Origin of the sequence: Curtobacterium sp. PhB191 (assembly GCF_004346515.1) — a bacterium.
Lineage (GTDB): Bacteria > Actinomycetota > Actinomycetes > Actinomycetales > Microbacteriaceae > Curtobacterium.
Window position 1 is genome coordinate 100,139 of the sequence record NZ_SMBV01000001.1, and the last position, 14,899, is coordinate 115,037.

The 14,899-nt window shown below is 70.6% G+C and carries 14 protein-coding genes and 1 tRNA gene; 6 read left to right on the forward strand and 9 right to left on the reverse strand.

All coding sequences use genetic code 11. From position 1 onward, the window contains the following. The first annotated feature begins 49 nt into the window (after positions 1-49). Together msrB and EDF48_RS00505 are read left to right on the forward strand one after the other, a co-directional pair. Positions 50-457: a peptide-methionine (R)-S-oxide reductase MsrB gene (gene msrB, locus EDF48_RS00500; protein ID WP_131846058.1), complete on the forward strand. Its 408-nt coding sequence runs from the start codon at positions 50-52 to the stop codon at positions 455-457. Positions 458-494: 37 nt separating this feature from the next. Further along, positions 495-570, forward strand: a tRNA-Thr gene (locus EDF48_RS00505). A 104-nt stretch (positions 571-674) separates the two neighbouring features. Here EDF48_RS00505 and EDF48_RS00510 read toward each other — a convergent pair. The 3 genes from EDF48_RS00510 to EDF48_RS00520 all read right to left on the reverse strand — a co-directional run bounded on the left by EDF48_RS00510 (position 675) and on the right by EDF48_RS00520 (position 3,515). Next, complete coding sequence (locus EDF48_RS00510) at positions 675-1,382, reverse strand: DUF3800 domain-containing protein (protein WP_165932296.1); 708 nt, start codon at positions 1,380-1,382, stop codon at positions 675-677. A 240-nt stretch (positions 1,383-1,622) separates the two neighbouring features. Next, positions 1,623-2,654: an aldo/keto reductase gene (locus tag EDF48_RS00515; protein WP_123936853.1), complete on the reverse strand. Its 1,032-nt coding sequence runs from the start codon at positions 2,652-2,654 to the stop codon at positions 1,623-1,625. Between the two features lie 81 nt (positions 2,655-2,735). Then, positions 2,736-3,515, reverse strand: a complete 780-nt coding sequence (locus EDF48_RS00520; protein WP_111085229.1) for an alpha/beta hydrolase — start codon at positions 3,513-3,515, stop codon at positions 2,736-2,738. Between the two features lie 34 nt (positions 3,516-3,549). Here EDF48_RS00520 and EDF48_RS00525 point away from each other — a divergent pair, with 34 nt between their 5' ends. Beyond that, positions 3,550-4,248, forward strand: coding sequence for an NAD(P)H-hydrate epimerase (locus EDF48_RS00525; protein WP_131877467.1), 699 nt, complete (start codon positions 3,550-3,552; stop codon positions 4,246-4,248). Between the two features lie 26 nt (positions 4,249-4,274). Here the strand turns inward: EDF48_RS00525 and EDF48_RS00530 are convergent, their stop codons facing one another. Then, positions 4,275-5,417: a glycerol dehydrogenase gene (locus EDF48_RS00530; protein WP_131877469.1), complete on the reverse strand. Its 1,143-nt coding sequence runs from the start codon at positions 5,415-5,417 to the stop codon at positions 4,275-4,277. 112 nt (positions 5,418-5,529) lie between these two features. On the opposite strand from EDF48_RS00530, the gene EDF48_RS00535 reads away from it, so the two are divergent. Next, positions 5,530-6,423 (forward strand): neutral zinc metallopeptidase, encoded by an 894-nt coding sequence (locus EDF48_RS00535; RefSeq protein WP_131877471.1) that lies wholly within the window; start codon positions 5,530-5,532, stop codon positions 6,421-6,423. Between the two features lie 3 nt (positions 6,424-6,426). Here EDF48_RS00535 and EDF48_RS00540 read toward each other — a convergent pair whose 3' ends face one another. Next, the gene (locus EDF48_RS00540; RefSeq protein ID WP_123293302.1) at positions 6,427-7,377 is read right to left on the reverse strand and encodes a thioredoxin domain-containing protein; all 951 of its coding nucleotides are present in this window, start codon (positions 7,375-7,377) and stop codon (positions 6,427-6,429) included. Positions 7,378-7,641: 264 nt separating this feature from the next. On the opposite strand from EDF48_RS00540, the gene ugpC reads away from it, so the two are divergent. Beyond that, a complete protein-coding gene (gene ugpC, locus EDF48_RS00545) occupies positions 7,642-8,742 on the forward strand; it encodes a sn-glycerol-3-phosphate ABC transporter ATP-binding protein UgpC (protein ID WP_123293301.1) in 1,101 nt (366 codons plus the stop codon). 88 nt (positions 8,743-8,830) lie between these two features. Further along, complete coding sequence (locus EDF48_RS00550) at positions 8,831-10,141, forward strand: DUF4032 domain-containing protein (RefSeq protein WP_123293300.1); 1,311 nt, start codon at positions 8,831-8,833, stop codon at positions 10,139-10,141. Positions 10,142-10,580: 439 nt separating this feature from the next. Here EDF48_RS00550 and rlmB read toward each other — a convergent pair whose 3' ends face one another. From rlmB to EDF48_RS00570, 4 genes are read right to left on the reverse strand one after another with little or no spacing between them, the layout of a single operon-like run. After that, positions 10,581-11,591, reverse strand: coding sequence for a 23S rRNA (guanosine(2251)-2'-O)-methyltransferase RlmB (gene rlmB / locus EDF48_RS00555; protein WP_123936859.1), 1,011 nt, complete (start codon positions 11,589-11,591; stop codon positions 10,581-10,583). 28 nt (positions 11,592-11,619) lie between these two features. After that, entirely contained in the window at positions 11,620-13,029 is a 1,410-nt protein-coding gene (gene cysS / locus EDF48_RS00560; RefSeq protein ID WP_131877473.1) for a cysteine--tRNA ligase, read from the reverse strand. Positions 13,030-13,047: 18 nt separating this feature from the next. Then, the gene (gene ispD / locus EDF48_RS00565; protein ID WP_131877475.1) at positions 13,048-14,238 is read right to left on the reverse strand and encodes a 2-C-methyl-D-erythritol 4-phosphate cytidylyltransferase; all 1,191 of its coding nucleotides are present in this window, start codon (positions 14,236-14,238) and stop codon (positions 13,048-13,050) included. A 41-nt stretch (positions 14,239-14,279) separates the two neighbouring features. After that, positions 14,280-14,762, reverse strand: a complete 483-nt coding sequence (locus tag EDF48_RS00570; protein ID WP_017888066.1) for a CarD family transcriptional regulator — start codon at positions 14,760-14,762, stop codon at positions 14,280-14,282. Positions 14,763-14,899: the final 137 nt, after the last annotated feature.

The window sequence follows — 14,899 nt, forward strand, 5'->3', positions numbered from 1 at the left end:
AAGTGGTCGGGAGTGCCCGGAAGAACCCGACCGGAAGCAGGAGGAAACAATGGCATACAACGTCGACAAGTCCGACGCCCAGTGGCGCGAGGACCTCTCCCCGGACCAGTACGCCGTCCTGCGTCAGGCGGGGACCGAACGGCCGTGGACCGGTGAACTCCTCGACGAGGAGCGTGCCGGCGTCTACACCTGTGCGGCCTGCAACGCGGAGCTGTTCAAGAGCGGCACGAAGTTCGACTCCGGCTGCGGCTGGCCGTCGTTCTACGAGTCGGTGAACCCCGACGCCGTGCAGCTGATCGACGACAAGTCGCTCGGCATGGTGCGCACCGAGGTCCGTTGCGCGAACTGCGGTTCGCACCTGGGCCACGTGTTCCCCGACGGCTTCGGCACGCCCACCGGCGACCGGTACTGCATGAACTCGATCTCGCTGAACTTCTCGGAGAAGCCGGCCGAGTGAGACCCCGACGCCCTCACCGGTAAGATGAGCGGCGTCAGCCGGCATGGCGCAATTGGTAGCGCACCGTACTTGTAATACGGGGGTTGCGGGTTCAAGTCCCGCTGCCGGCCCCATATACTGGATTCGCAGGCCGCGACCTCTTCGCCGCCCGCACCGCCTTCAGCCCCGCCGCGAGCGGGGCTGTCGTGCGTCCGGGGCTTCTCCCACTCCGCACTCGTCAGGGCCAGACCCCCGCGCTGTACGCGCAGCTCTCGATGTCCGAGACGAGTGCGGAGAGGACCCGCGCCTGACGATGATCCCGTTCGTCGACGGTCTGGGACCGCACCCAGACGAACGCGACGAGATCAGCGACCTGCAGCATCCTGGAGTAGTGGCTCGGCGCGAAGTGCACCGTGTCGAGAAGCCGTTCAAGCCGGGTTTGCATGTACGTTCCCGGGGCCCCGTAGGCCTGGTACACCGCGAAGCGCTCACGATGACGGTCCCGATCCGACCGTTCGTCCGCGATGACCAGGGCGTGCATCTCCAGGTCACCGGCCCTCCTGTCCACCCGTTGCAGCAGGTGCTGGAACGCAACCTGCTCCGGAGTGTGCCGATCGCGGAAACCACGCGTGTCCTGGTAACGGCGGAGTTGCTCCGGTCGAGCGCCGCGGAGCAACACCGTCGCGCCGGAGGCAACCACGGCTTCGACGACGTCGAGGAACACCTTCACGCGCACGCGCGGAGGCACCCCGCTCCATGCTCCCTTTCCGTGGAAGATCGGATGGGCGTGGAGCTCCGTCTGCGGCTCGACGCCGTACTCCTGGAGCGCGGCGACGATCTCGTGCATGCGTTGCGTGAGCCAACGGGTCTGCGAGGCATCCGCCATCACGGCGCCGAACCCGTAGAGGTCCGGTTTGAACGATTCGTCGACGAAACAGAGCAGCACGCTGGAATACTGCCGTACACGATGCGCGGCAGGGATCGCGACGCACTGCCGAGCACGAAGCGATGCCCCGGGTGATCACTCACCCGGGGCATCGGCGCGTGTGGAACACGGATCAGGGAGTGTTCCGGGCGCTGGACGCGGTAACCAGCCGGTCGTGCGACGAGGATGACACCTCACCGAACCGTGCGTCCACACCCGGAGCCCACATCAGCGCGAATCCGCACGAACGTGCACGGGTCTTCAGCGCCCGCCGGTGATCTTGCGCCCCCGCTGGGCGACGCCCGCGGTGCCGTACGGGTAGTCGTCGATGCGCGGTGCGCTGGCGTCGGTGAGCTGCGTGAGCTCCGCGTCGGTCAGCACGAGGTCGGCCGCACCGAGGTTGTCCTCGAGCTGGGACACGGTCCGGGCGCCGAGGATCACGCTCGTCACCGCCGGCCGGGCGAGCAGCCAGGCGAGGGCGACCTGCGACCGCGAGGCGCCGTGCGCGTCGGCGACGGCGGACACCGCGTCGAGGACGGCCCAGGTGCGCTCGTCACCGTTCCGCGCTTCCCAGGCCTCCATGCCGCGTGCCGGGTTCTCGCCGAGGCGGGTGGAGCCGGTGGGCGCTTCGTCGCGCTGGTACTTGCCGGACAGCCAGCCGCCGGCCAGGGGCGACCAGGGCAGCAGGCCGATCCCGGCGTCGAGGCTGGCGGGGACGATCTCGTGCTCGATGTCGCGGACGAGCAGGTTGTACTGCGGCTGCAGGGTGACCGGCGGGGCCCACCCGTGCGCCTTCGCCTCGTACACGGCCTTCGTGATCTGGTACCCGAGGTAGTTGGAGAACCCGTACGAGCCGATCTTGCCGGCGGAGACCGCGTCGTCGAGGAACCGGAGCGTCTCCTCGATCGGCGTCAGGGCGTCCCAGGCGTGCATCTGGTACAGGTCGATGTGGTCGACGCCGAGGCGCTCGAGCGAGGCGTCGAGCGCGACCCGGAGGTGCCGGCGCGACAGGCCGACGTCGTTCGGGCCGTCACCCTGCGGGAAGCGGCCCTTGGTGGCGAGGACGACCTGCTGCGCCTCGGTGGGGTGCGCCGCGAGCCAGCGACCGATGATCCGCTCGGACTCGTTGCCCGAGTAGACGTCGGCCGTGTCGATCAGGGTGCCGCCGGCCGCGACGAACGTGTCGATGATGGTGTGGGAGGTGGGTTCGTCGGCTTCGCTGCCGAACGTCATGGTGCCGAGGGTCAGCGTCGACACCGATGTCCCGCTGTTGCCGAGGAGTCTGTAGTCCATGGCGGGGACGGTACGCGCGGTGTCCGGCGACAGCGAGGACCTACGAGTACCCCTCAGCGCGGGGCGGACAACGCGCCGCGGTCAGGAACGCAGGAACGCCAGCGCGGCTTCGCGGAACGCCCGCGACGTCGGCGCGTTGAAGTGGTTGCGCCCCGGGATCTCGAAGAACGACGCGTCCGGGGCAGCCTGCGCCAACCGCACGGCGCTGTCGCGGATGCCGTCCTCGCTGCCGGCGGCCATCAGGATCGGCTGCGCGGGGGCGTTGTCGGGCGTCGGCTCGATGCTGTTCCGCATCCCCTCGACCATCGCCACGAGCGCCGCGAGGTCGTTCCCCTCGACGTTCCCCGCCATGGTCAGGTAGCCGTTGGTCACGCGGTCCTCGATCGGTGTGCCGTCCGCCAGGTACGCCTTCGCCTGGTCGACCCGCACGCGGCGCATCGGGTCGGCGTCGGGGATCCCGCCGAACACCGCGCGGGTGATGCGGTCCGGCAGCCGCTCGGCGGTGTGCCAGCCGACGCGGGCGCCGAGCGAGTACCCGAGGAACGCCACCTCGTCGAGCAGGTACGTGTCGATCACGGTGGTGACGTCCGCCACGAGCAGGTCCATCGAGTACGCACCGGGGTCGCGCGGCTTCGCGCTCGCTCCGTGCCCGCGCTGGTCGAACGCCAGCACGCGGTACCCGGCGCGGACGAGGTCGCGGGTCCAGCCGGAGGCGTGCCAGTTCAGCACCGCACCGGAGGCGAACCCGTGCACCGCGACGACCGCGGGGGCGTCGGGATCGCCGAAGTCGTAGGTCGCGATCCGGAGGCCGTCGGGCGACATCACGATGCGGGGACGGGGCGCTTCGGGGACGAGTGACATGTCCCCTCCAGGGTACCGGGGCACTGTGGTCGCCATGGACGGCTACGGCGGTGACCAGATCCGGGCGGCAGAGCGGCCGCACCTCGATGCGGGTGAGCCCCTCATGCAACGAGCGGCCGATGGGCTGGCCCACATCGTCGGCGACCTGCTCGACGATCCGGCCGTCCGGCCGGGCGACGGACCGGGGTCCGTCCTGCTGCTGGTGGGCAGCGGCGACAACGGTGGTGACGCCCTGTTCGCGGGTGCGCGGCTGGCGGCGGCCGGGAGGCACGTGGCGGTCCTGCGCGTCGGCTCACGCGTGCACGAGGCGGGCCTGGCAGCGGCGCTGGACGCCGGGGCTCACCTCCTGGACAACCCGGCCGGACCGGAGGCTGCGGTGACGGACGCGGCACTCGACGCCGACCTGGTGCTCGACGCGATCCTCGGGATCGGGGTGCGGGGGCCTGCGGCCCTCCGCTCCCCCGCCCGCGAGGTCGTCGACGCCATCCGTGAGCTCGCCCGCGACCAGCGCGCACCGTTCGTCGTCGCCGTCGACGTGCCGAGCGGCATCGACGTCGACACCGGTGGCATCGCGGACGACCACGTCCTGCACGCCGACGTCACGGTCACGTTCGGCGGGGTGAAGGCCGGGTTGCTGACGGGGCCCGCCGCCACCCTCGCGGGACGGATCGAGCTGGTGGACGTCGGGATCGGTGCGGACCTGGCGACGATGGAGCCGCTGGTCCGCACCTGACCCCGACCCGTCAGCGCAGCCGTCCCTCAGTGGTGCTGGTACAGGACCGGCTCCGGCAGTCCGTGCTCGGCGCGGATGCTCCGCGCGATGCCCTCGACGGCGATGAGCGCGTCCACCACGAGCTCCGGCGTGACCGGGAACGGCATGTTGTGGATGGTCTCGCCCTCGACGGTCGCGGCCTCGGCCACGGCGCGGAGTTCCGTCGTGTCGTCCACGGTCAGGCCGATCTCGGTCAGGGTGTTCGGCAGGCCGACCTTCGTGGTGAAGACGACGAAGTCCTCGATCTCCTCGGCCGGTGCACCCTCGAGCACGAGCTGCGCGATCGTGCCGATGTTGACCTTCTGCCCGTGCGCCAAGCCGTGCGCCTGCGGAGCGGCTGTCAGTCCGTTGTGGATCGCGTGCGCTGCCGCCAGTCCGCCGGACTCGAACCCGAGGCCCGACAGCAGAGTGTTCGCCTCGACGACCTTCTCGAGCGCGGGCGTGACGACCCCGGCCTTCACGGCCTCGATGGCCTGCAGGGCGTTCTCGTGCAGCAGCTTCCAGGACAGCTCGGCGAGCGCGACGCCGGTCTCGGTCTGCAGCCCGCCGGCCATGGTGTCGGCGTTCGCACGCTTGGCGGCACGGGCCTCGACCCAGGTGGCCAGGGCGTCGCCGATGCCCGCGACCAGGAACTGGACGGGAGCGTTCGCGACGAGCTTCGTGTCGATGAGGACGAGGTCGGGGTTGTGCGGGAAGAACCGGTACTCGATGAACTCCCCTTCCTCGGAGTAGATCACCGCGAGCGCCGAGGTCGGGGCATCGGTGCTCGCCGCCGTCGGGACACTCGCCCAGCGGATGCCGGCCAGGTGTCCGGAGGCCTTGGCCGCGTCGATCGCTGAACCGCCGCCGAGCCCGACGATGACGTCCGCGTCGGTCGACCGGATCTGCTCGACGAGGTCGTCGACCGCCTTCGGCGTCGCGAAGCGACCGAAGCCGACCCGCTCGACCCGCAGGTCGGCCGCCTGGAAGCTCGTCGTCACCGCGGCCTCGACGATGCCCCACACGACGTCGTCGGCGACGATCAGGGGGCGCTGGCCGATGGGGGCGACGAACTCGCCGACGCGGGTGATCGCGTCCTTGCCCTGTACGTAGCGGGCGGGGCTCATCACGGTGCTGATGGGAGTGGCCATGGTTGCGGTTCCTTCCGGTTGTACGACACGTGTCGGGGTCGCCGACGTCCCAGACGGTACGCGCGGGGCATGCGTGCGGCGTGCGAGTCCCGTGGGCCGTACATTCGGGGTCATGACGTTCAACGACGATTCGCAGCTCAAGGGCGGCAGGGTGAAGCGCCGGGGTCGGACGGCCGCGGTCGGCGGCGGTGCCGTCGGCGTCACGGCGATCGTCGTCTTCCTGATCGCGCAGTTCACGGGCTTCGACCTCAGCGGGTTCGTCGTCGGCGGCAGCGGCACGACGCAGATCCAGCAGCAGGGCGAGACCGTCGACGCCGCCCCGGAGTGCCGCACCGGGCGTGACGCCAACCTCAAGGTCGAGTGCCGGATGGAGGGCGCCGCGGAGTCACTCGACGGCTACTGGACGGCCGAGGCCCGGAAGCTCGGGATCTCGTACACGGCGCCGGACTTCTTCCTGTTCGACGGCTCGACCGACACGTCGTGCGGTCAGGCGTCCGCTGCAACCGGGCCCTTCTACTGCCCGCCGGATCGCGCGATCTACCTCGACACCGCGTTCTACGACGACCTGCAGTCGAAGTACGGGTCGTCGGGCGGGCCGCTCGCGCAGATGTACGTCGTCGCGCACGAGTGGGGCCACCACATCCAGCAGCTGCAGGGTGCCTTCGCGAGCACGGACCGATCGGGCACCGGGGCGTCGTCCGGCAGTGTCCGCGTCGAGCTGCAGGCCGACTGCTACGCCGGCGCCTGGGTCGGCGACGCGGCGAACACCGAGGACGCGAACGGCGAGACCTTCTTCGAGCCGATCAGCCGGTCCGAGATCGCCGATGCCCTGTCCGCCGCGAGCGCCGTGGGCGACGACAGCATCCAGGAGCGCTCGAGCGGCCGGGTCGATCCGGACTCGTTCACGCACGGCTCGAGTGAGCAGCGCCAGAAGTGGTTCGTCCGCGGCTACCAGCAGGGCGCGACGAGCTGCGACACGTTCAGCGTCCCTGGTTCGTCGCTGTAGCGATCAGCCCTTCGTCGGCGTGGGCGTCGGTGTCGCGCTCCGCGTGCGGGACGGCGTCGCGCTCGGCGTGGGGGTCGGGGTGGGCGTCGCCTCGGTGGCACCGGCCGCGGTGACCACGAAGGTGCGGAAGTCGTCGTTCGTGATCGGCGACGTGAGCTCGTACTGCTGCCCGTTGACGAGCACCAGCGGCGTGCCGGGGAAGTCGCTCAGGGTCGACCCGGGGATGTCGCCGCCGGACACCGCGGTCGTCTGCTCGTCGACCCACTTGCTGTAGTCCTGGTCGGCGATGCAGCTCGTGACGGCCCGGCGGTCCTGCAGGCCGGAGACCCCGGTGACGACCTTGGTGAGCTGCGCGTCGGTGAGCCCGGGTGTGCCTTCTTCCGGCTGCTCGGCGTAGAGCGCCTTGTTGACCGCGTAGAACTGGTCCGGCGAGTGCTCGGCGACGCAGGCCGCGGCGTTCGCGGCGCGCAGTGAGTACTTGGTGCCCTGCGACCGGTTCGACAGGACCGCGAGCGGGTGGATGTCGACGGTGGCGGCGCCGGAGTCGACGAGGCTCTCGATGTAGTCGCCGTTGGCCTGTTCGAACTCGCCGCAGGTCGGGCAGAGGTAGTCGACGTACAGCGTGATGCGCACCGTGCCCGCACCAGCGGTAGCCGAGGCGCTCGGCGACGCACTGCGCGACGCGGTCACGGGCTTGAGCCCCTCGCCGAGGGTGATGCCGCCCTGCGACATGGTCGAGGGCCCGGGGCCTGCTGGCTTCACGGAGTCGACCAGGACGAGCGTGACGACGGCGGCCGCTGCGAGCAGCACGACACCGAGTCCGATCTGGAGTCCGAGCCGGGTGCCGCGCTGGCGGCGCTTCTGCTGTGTCCTGTGGCGCTGCGCTCGCTGTCGGGCGGCTTCGCGGCGCTCGTTCCGCGCGGCGCGGGCGTCACCCTCGGGGCGGTTGGTCATCGGTGCGTCGTCCTCCTGATCGGCGTCCGCACGACCTACCCCCGCTCGGCGGACGGACCCGGCGATTGTAGTGGGCCGCTCTGGGAACCACCCAACCACGCTCTGGGAACCGACCGGCCAGGGGGAAAACACTGGCGCACCCGCGAGAACTCGTGTTGTATGAACCTCGATGGTCGACGACGACCATCCGGGGCCCTCGCGGGCTGACCGCTTCACTCGGATCGTCCGGCACGTACCTGCCGGTGAAGAAAGGACCGAACGCTCATGGCGTCCGTCACCTATGACAAGGCAACCCGTCTCTACCCCGGAGGCAACCGTCCCGCGGTCGACTCCCTCGACCTGGACGTCGCCGACGGCGAGTTCCTCGTCCTCGTCGGCCCCTCGGGTTGTGGCAAGTCCACCTCGCTCCGCATGCTGGCCGGCCTCGAAGAGGTCAACTCCGGTCAGATCCGCATCGGCGACCGCGACGTCACGGACGTCCCGCCGAAGGACCGCGACATCGCGATGGTGTTCCAGAACTACGCGCTGTACCCGCACATGACCGTCGCCGAGAACATGGGCTTCGCGCTCAAGATCGCCGGTGTCGGCAAGGACGAGCGCGCCACCCGCGTGCAGGAAGCCGCGAAGCTCCTCGACCTCGAGGACTACCTCGGCCGCAAGCCGAAGGCGCTCTCCGGTGGTCAGCGTCAGCGCGTCGCGATGGGCCGTGCGATCGTCCGTCAGCCGCAGGTGTTCCTCATGGACGAGCCGCTGTCGAACCTCGACGCCAAGCTCCGCGTCCAGACCCGTACGCAGATCGCGTCGCTCCAGCGCCGTCTCGGCGTCACCACGGTCTACGTCACGCACGACCAGACCGAGGCACTGACCATGGGTGACCGCATCGCGGTGCTCAAGGACGGCATCCTGCAGCAGGTCGGCACGCCGCGCGACCTGTACGAGAAGCCGAACAACGTCTTCGTCGCGGGCTTCATCGGCTCGCCGGCGATGAACCTGCTGCCGGCTGACGTCGTCGAGGGCGGCATCAAGTTCGGCACGCTCAACCACGCGATCGACCGCGACACGCTCTCCAACGCGCGTTCCGCCCAGATCACCGTGGGCATCCGCCCCGAGGACGTCGTCGTGGCGCAGTCGGGCGAGGGCCTGCCGGTCACGGTCGACGTGGTCGAGGAACTCGGCGCCGACGGCTACCTCTACGGTCACGCCGACGTCAAGGGCACGCGCGTCGACATCGTCGCCCGCGTGGACGGCCGTTCGCACCCGTCGATCGGTGACACCATCGTGGTGACGCCGAAGTCGGGCCACGTGCACGCCTTCGACACCGAGTCGGGCGAGCGCCTGGACGACAAGGCCGTCGTCAGCGCGTAACCGAAGCGCACTCCCCGAGAGCCCGCGCCGCCTCACAAGGGCGGGTCGCGGGCTCTCGGCTGTCCCCCACGACACCGAAGGATCCACCGTGCCCGACTCGATGTCCATCACCGCAGCCACCGTCGACCCCGGCCTGCTCGACCTGCCGTGGGACCTGCCGCTGGCGGACTGGCCGGACGAGACCATCGTGGCCCTGCCGAAGGGCATCTCGCGGCACCTGGTGCGCTTCGTGCACCTGAGTGGGTACGTCGCCGCCGTGAAGGAGACGGGCGAGGAAATCGCGCGCTCCGAGTACGAGATGCTCCGCACGCTGCAGCGCATGGACGTGCCGTGCGTCGACCCCGTCGCCGTCATCACCGGTCGGGTCGACGCGGACGGCGAGCAGCTGCACCCCGTGCTCGTGACGCGGCACCTGCGCTTCTCGCTGCCGTACCGCGCGCTGTACTCGCAGACCCTGCGCCCGGAGACCGCGACCCGTCTCGTCGACGCCCTCGCGTTGCTGCTCGTCCGGCTGCACGTCATCGGCTTCTACTGGGGCGACGTGTCGCTCTCGAACACGCTGTTCCGTCGCGACGCGGGCTCGTTCGCCGCGTACCTGGTCGACGCCGAGACCGGCAAGCTCTACCCCGGCGGGCTGTCGAACGGGCAGCGCGAGAACGACCTCGAGGTCGCGCGCGTGAACATCGCCGGCGAGCTCCTCGACCTCGAGGCCGGCGGCCGTCTCGACGAGAACGCCGACCCCGTGGACGTCTCCAACCGGATCGTGGCGCAGTACCGGACGCTCTGGACCGAGCTCACGGGCACCGAGCAGTTCGACATCAAGGAACGCTGGCGGATCAACGACCGCGTCGAGCGGCTCAACGAGCTCGGCTTCGACATCGAGGAGCTCTCGATCCACACGACCGAGGGCGGTTCGCAGGTGCGGATCCAGCCGAAGGTCGTCGACGCCGGACACCACCAGCGACGCCTGCTGCGGCTGACCGGCCTGGACGCCGGCGAGAACCAGGCCCGACGCCTGCTCAACGACCTCGACTCGTACCGGGCACGCAACGGCCGCGACGAACTCGACGAGGAGATGGTGGCGCACGAGTGGGTCTCGCGGGTCTTCGAGCCCGTCGTCCGCTCGATCCCCCGTGACCTGCGCGGTCGCCTCGAACCCGCGGAGGTCTTCCACGAACTGCTCGAGCACCGCTGGTTCATGTCGCAGGAAGAGGAGCGGTCGGTCTCGCTGCCCGAGGCCACCACGGCGTACATCAACGACGTGCTGCGCCACCGCCGCGACGAGCGCCTGCTCATCAATCCGCCGACTTCGTCGATGACGCTGCCGATCCCCGTGGTCGACGACGCGGAACCCGCAGACGACGACGCCGACGTCCAGGACTGGCGCACCACCGTCTGACGCGGTCCCCGGTCGGTCACGACACCCCGCCGGGTGGGTGCCGACTGGTCACAGACCGTCGCCGGCGGCGTCGCGCAGCGACGACTCGCGACCACCCGGAGGACACCGGCCGACGCGTCGTGACCGTTCGGGGCCCGTGAACGCGACCGCCTGGAGGCCCGGCGCGCGTCCCGGAGACCGGCGCCGGCCCTCCAGACCGTCACGCCTGCACCGCCGGTGAATGCCGTTGGACGTCGAGCGGTCACGACACCCCGCCAGGTGCACGTCGGCCGGTCACGGACCGTTGCCTACGGCGTCGCGCGGCGACGACTCGTGACCACAAGGCGGGCATCATCCGACGTGTCCTGACCCGTCCGGCCTGACCCGGCCGGCACCGCACGCAGGAACGGCCGCCTCCCACGAGGGGAGGCGACCGTTCCTGCGGACGAAGCGCCGGGGCTTACTCGGCGCGACGGCGCCGGGCGACCTCCCACAGGGTGACGCTCGCGGCGATGCCGGCGTTGAGGGACTCGGTCGCACTCGAGATCGGGATCGACACGATCGCGTCGCAGGTCTCGGTGACCAGGCGCGACAGGCCCTTGCCCTCGGAACCGACGACGATCACGATCGGGCGGTCGGCGAGCGCGAGGCCGTCGAGCTCCACGTCGCCGTCGCCGTCCAGACCGAGGACGAACAGGCCCATCGACTTGAGGGACTTCAGCGTCTGGGTGAGGTTCGGGGCCATCGCGACGGGCGTGCGGGCCGCGGCGCCGGCCGAGGTCTTCCACGCCGACGCGGTGACGCCGACCGAACGACGCTGCGGCACGATGACGCCGTGTCCGCCGAACGCGGCGGTCGAGCGGATGATCGCACCGAGGTTGCGGGGGTCGGTGATGCCGTCGAGCGCGACGAGCAGCGGGACCTGGTCGCGCGAGAAGGCCTGCTCGACGATGTCCTCGGACACGGCGTACTGGTACGCGGGCACCTTGAGCGCGACGCCCTGGTGCACGCTGTCGTGGCCGGTGATGCGGTCGAGCTCGGGGCGCATGAGCTCGATGATCGGCACGCTGCGGTGGTTCGCGAGCGTCAGGATCTCCTTGACGCGGTCGTCGACCTCGATGCGCGACGCGATGTAGAGCGTCGTCGACGGGGTCTTCGTGCGCAGCGCCTCGAGCACGGAGTTGCGTCCGGTCACGAGCTCGGAGTCATCGGTCTTCCGGGCCGGCGGGCGACCGGTGCGGCCCTGCGGGGTGCTCGAGGAACCGTGACGGCCCTTGGCTGCCTCGAAGCGGTCCTTCGCCGCCTTGCGCTTGCCGGCGGGGTGGTACGGCCGGTCCTCGGCCTTCGGGGTCGGCTTGCGACCCTCGAGCGCCTGGGCACCCTGACCACCGGAACCCACCTGCTTGTTGCCCTTGCGACCGGTGCGGACGGCGCCGGGCCGACCCTTCTTGCTTCCCGAGACGTTCTTCATGCGTAGCTCCTGTTCGGCACTGCCGTGTTCAGGCGATGCTCCAGCGTGTTCCGGACGGCGTGTCCTCGATCGTGATGCCCGCGGCGGCGAGGTCGTCGCGCACGCGGTCGGCCGCAGCGAAGTCCCGTGCTGCCCTGGCGTCCGCGCGCTCCTGCACGAGGCGTTCGACGAGAGCGGCGAGCGGGCCTGCCGAGGTGTCCTGACCGCCCCCCGACCAGTGGGCGGCTCGCGGGTCGATGCCGAGGACCTCTACCATGGCGGCCACCTGATGGTACGCGACCCCGAGCGTTTCCGCATCGTCGGCGTCCAGGGCGGCATTGCCGGTGCGCACGGTCTCGTGCAGGACGGCCAGCGCCTGGGGCACTGCGAGGTCGTCGTCCATCGCGGCGGCGAAGGCGTCCGGCACGGCGGGGGCATCGGCGAGGTGCACGCCTTCGAGCCGCACCTCGGCCCGCTGCAGGAACCCGCCGATGCGGTCGTAGGCCGCCTCGGCCTCGGCCAAGGAGCCGTCGTGGTGGTCGATCGAGGAGCGGTAGTGCGCAGCGCCGAGGAAGTACCGCACCACGGCCGGACGGGCATTGGCGAGGAAGTCGGCGGCGAAGATCGAGTTGCCGAGCGACTTCGACATCTTCTGGCCCTCGACCGTGACGAGCCCGTTGTGCAACCAGTACGACGCGAAGGGGTCGCCCGCCGCGGTGGACTGCGCGAGCTCGTTCTCGTGGTGCGGGAACCGCAGGTCGAGCCCGCCGCCGTGGATGTCGAACGCCGGACCGAGGTACCGCCGCGACATGGCGGAGCACTCGATGTGCCAGCCCGGACGACCGGGGCCCCACGGGGAGTCCCACGACGCGGTCGACGGCTCGCCGGGCTTCGCACCCTTCCAGAGCGCGAAGTCGCGGGCGTCGCGCTTGCCACGGGGGTCGGCGTCGGCGGCCTCGACCATGTCCTCGCGACGCTGCCGGGTGAGCGCCCCGTAGGACTCCCAGCTGCCGGTGTCGAAGTAGACGTCGCCCGAGTCGTCGGCGGCGACGTAGGCGTGACCGCGGTCGATGAGCTTCGTGATGATGTCGTGCATCTGCGGCACGCTCGCTGTTGCCCGCGGCTCGTAGGTCGGGGGCAGGATGCCGAGGGCGTTGTACGCGGCGGTGAACTCGAGCTCGACGCGGTAGGCGCGGGCGAACCACGCTTCGTCGGTGCCGGCGGCCAGGTCGAGCACCTTGTCGTCGATGTCGGTGACGTTCCGCACGAGGGTGACGCGCAGACCGCGGTACGTCAGCCAGCGGCGCCAGATGTCGTAGACCAGGGCCGAGCGCAGGTGTCCGATGTGCGGCGACGACTGCACCGTCGGACCGCAGACGTAGACGCTGACCTGTCCGTCGACCAGGGGGACGAGGTCGACGACGGCTGCGGCGCGGGAGTCGTAGAGGCGAACGGTCACGATCCCAAGCCTAGGACGTCAGGCCGGTCGGGTGACGGCCGTGGCGATCGCGGCGAGCCCCTCGCCCCGGCCGGTGAACCCGAGGCCGTCGGTCGTCGTGCCGGACACCGCGACGGGGGCACCGACGACGGCGGACAGGGCGTCCTGCATCTCCGCACGACGGGCCCCGATGCGCGGCCGGTTCCCGATGACCTGCACCGTGACCGACACGGGGACGAGGCCGGCGTCGGCGAGCAGCCCGACGGCACCGCGGATGAAGACGTCCCCGGCGGCTCCGGCGTAGGCGGGGTCGGCGGTGCCGAACGTCCCACCGATGTCACCGAGGCCACCCGCGGAGAGCAGGGCGTCGCACACCGCGTGCGCCACGGCGTCACCGTCGCTGTGCCCGGAGAGGCCGGGTTCGCCGGGGAAGTCGAGCAGGCCGACGCGGCACGGCGACTCGACGTCGAACGCGTGCACGTCGACCCCGAGCCCGAGCCGGACCGCCGAGGCACCGGGGTCGCCCGGGACCGTGGCGCGCGACCGGACGATCGACTCTGCTCGTCCGAGGTCCCACGGCGTCGTGATCTTGAAGGCATCGGCGTCACCCGGCACGAAGCGCACCGTGCCACCGGCCGCCTGGAACACGCCGGCGTCATCGGTCTCGGACTGCGTCGACACCGCGTACGCCCGTCGGAGTGCGTCGAGCGGGAAGCCCTGCGGCGTCTGGACCCCGACGAGCGCGGACCGGTCGACGGTCTCGACGACCACGTCGCCGGACACCCGCTTGACCGTGTCGGTGACGGGGAGCGCGGGGACGACGCCGTCACCGGTGCCGGTCGCGACCGAAGCCTCGACCGCGTCGAACACCCGGTCGAACTGCGCGGCCGGCGTGAGGCACCGCGCCGCATCGTGCACCAGCACCGCGGTGACGGAGTCCGGCAGCACGCCCAGGCCGGCCTGGACCGAACCATGGCGATCCGTGCCTCCCGGAACCACCGCCGTGTACGCGACCGCGGCGCCCGCGACCGAGGCGACCACCTGACGGCAGTCCTCGAGCAGGGTCGACGGCGCGACCACGACGACCAGCGTCGGAGCCGACAACGTGAACAGCGGCTCGAGCGCCCGCGCGAGCATGAGCTGCCCCGCGACGGGCACGAACGCCTTCGCGGTGCCGATGCCGAGCCGGGTTCCGGACCCGGCTGCAACGACGACGACCGCCCGGTCCACCCCTTCGGGGAACCGTGCGGCCGTCGTGGTGTGCAGTGCGCTCAGGACGCGAGGACTTCGTCGAGGACGGTCGATGCCTTGTCCTCGTCGGTCTTCTCGGCCAGGGCCAACTCGGAGATCAGGATCTGCCGCGCCTTGGCCAGCATCCGCTTCTCGCCCGCGGACAGGCCGCGGTCCTGATCGCGTCGCCAGAGGTCGCGGACGACCTCGGAGACCTTGATGACGTCCCCGGAAGCGAGCTTCTCGAGGTTCGCCTTGTACCGGCGCGACCAGTTGGTGGGCTCTTCGGTGAACGGCGCCCGGAGGACCTCGAACACCTTGTCGAGCCCTTCCTTGCCGATCACGTCGCGGACTCCGACCAGGTCGACGTTGTCCGCCGGTACCTCGATCGTCAGGTCACCCTGCGTGACCCGCAGTTTCAGGTAGACCTTTTCCTCGCCCTTGATGACGCGCGTCTTGACTTCAGAGATGGTTGCCGCCCCGTGGTGGGGGTAGACGACGGTCTCGCCGACCTCGAATTGCATGTATCAGGCTCCGTTCCCAGACTTCCAGTTTACCACAAGGGGTGTTCGGGTAAGGGGACCCTCAGCACTGGGCCTTCCCGGTGATCGCTAAGATGGAGCGGGACCGTCTGGTCCTCATCGACTTACGGAGGAATCTC

Coding starts and splice junctions, on each gene's coding strand:
- msrB (WP_131846058.1), top strand. CDS start 50: ATGGCATACAACGTCGACAAGTCCGACGCCCAGTGGCGCGAGGACCTC.
- EDF48_RS00515 (WP_123936853.1), bottom strand. CDS start 2,654: ATGGACTACAGACTCCTCGGCAACAGCGGGACATCGGTGTCGACGCTG.
- EDF48_RS00520 (WP_111085229.1), bottom strand. CDS start 3,515: ATGTCACTCGTCCCCGAAGCGCCCCGTCCCCGCATCGTGATGTCGCCC.
- EDF48_RS00525 (WP_131877467.1), top strand. CDS start 3,550: ATGGACGGCTACGGCGGTGACCAGATCCGGGCGGCAGAGCGGCCGCAC.
- EDF48_RS00530 (WP_131877469.1), bottom strand. CDS start 5,417: ATGGCCACTCCCATCAGCACCGTGATGAGCCCCGCCCGCTACGTACAG.
- EDF48_RS00535 (WP_131877471.1), top strand. CDS start 5,530: ATGACGTTCAACGACGATTCGCAGCTCAAGGGCGGCAGGGTGAAGCGC.
- EDF48_RS00540 (WP_123293302.1), bottom strand. CDS start 7,377: ATGACCAACCGCCCCGAGGGTGACGCCCGCGCCGCGCGGAACGAGCGC.
- ugpC (WP_123293301.1), top strand. CDS start 7,642: ATGGCGTCCGTCACCTATGACAAGGCAACCCGTCTCTACCCCGGAGGC.
- rlmB (WP_123936859.1), bottom strand. CDS start 11,591: ATGAAGAACGTCTCGGGAAGCAAGAAGGGTCGGCCCGGCGCCGTCCGC.
- EDF48_RS00570 (WP_017888066.1), bottom strand. CDS start 14,762: ATGCAATTCGAGGTCGGCGAGACCGTCGTCTACCCCCACCACGGGGCG.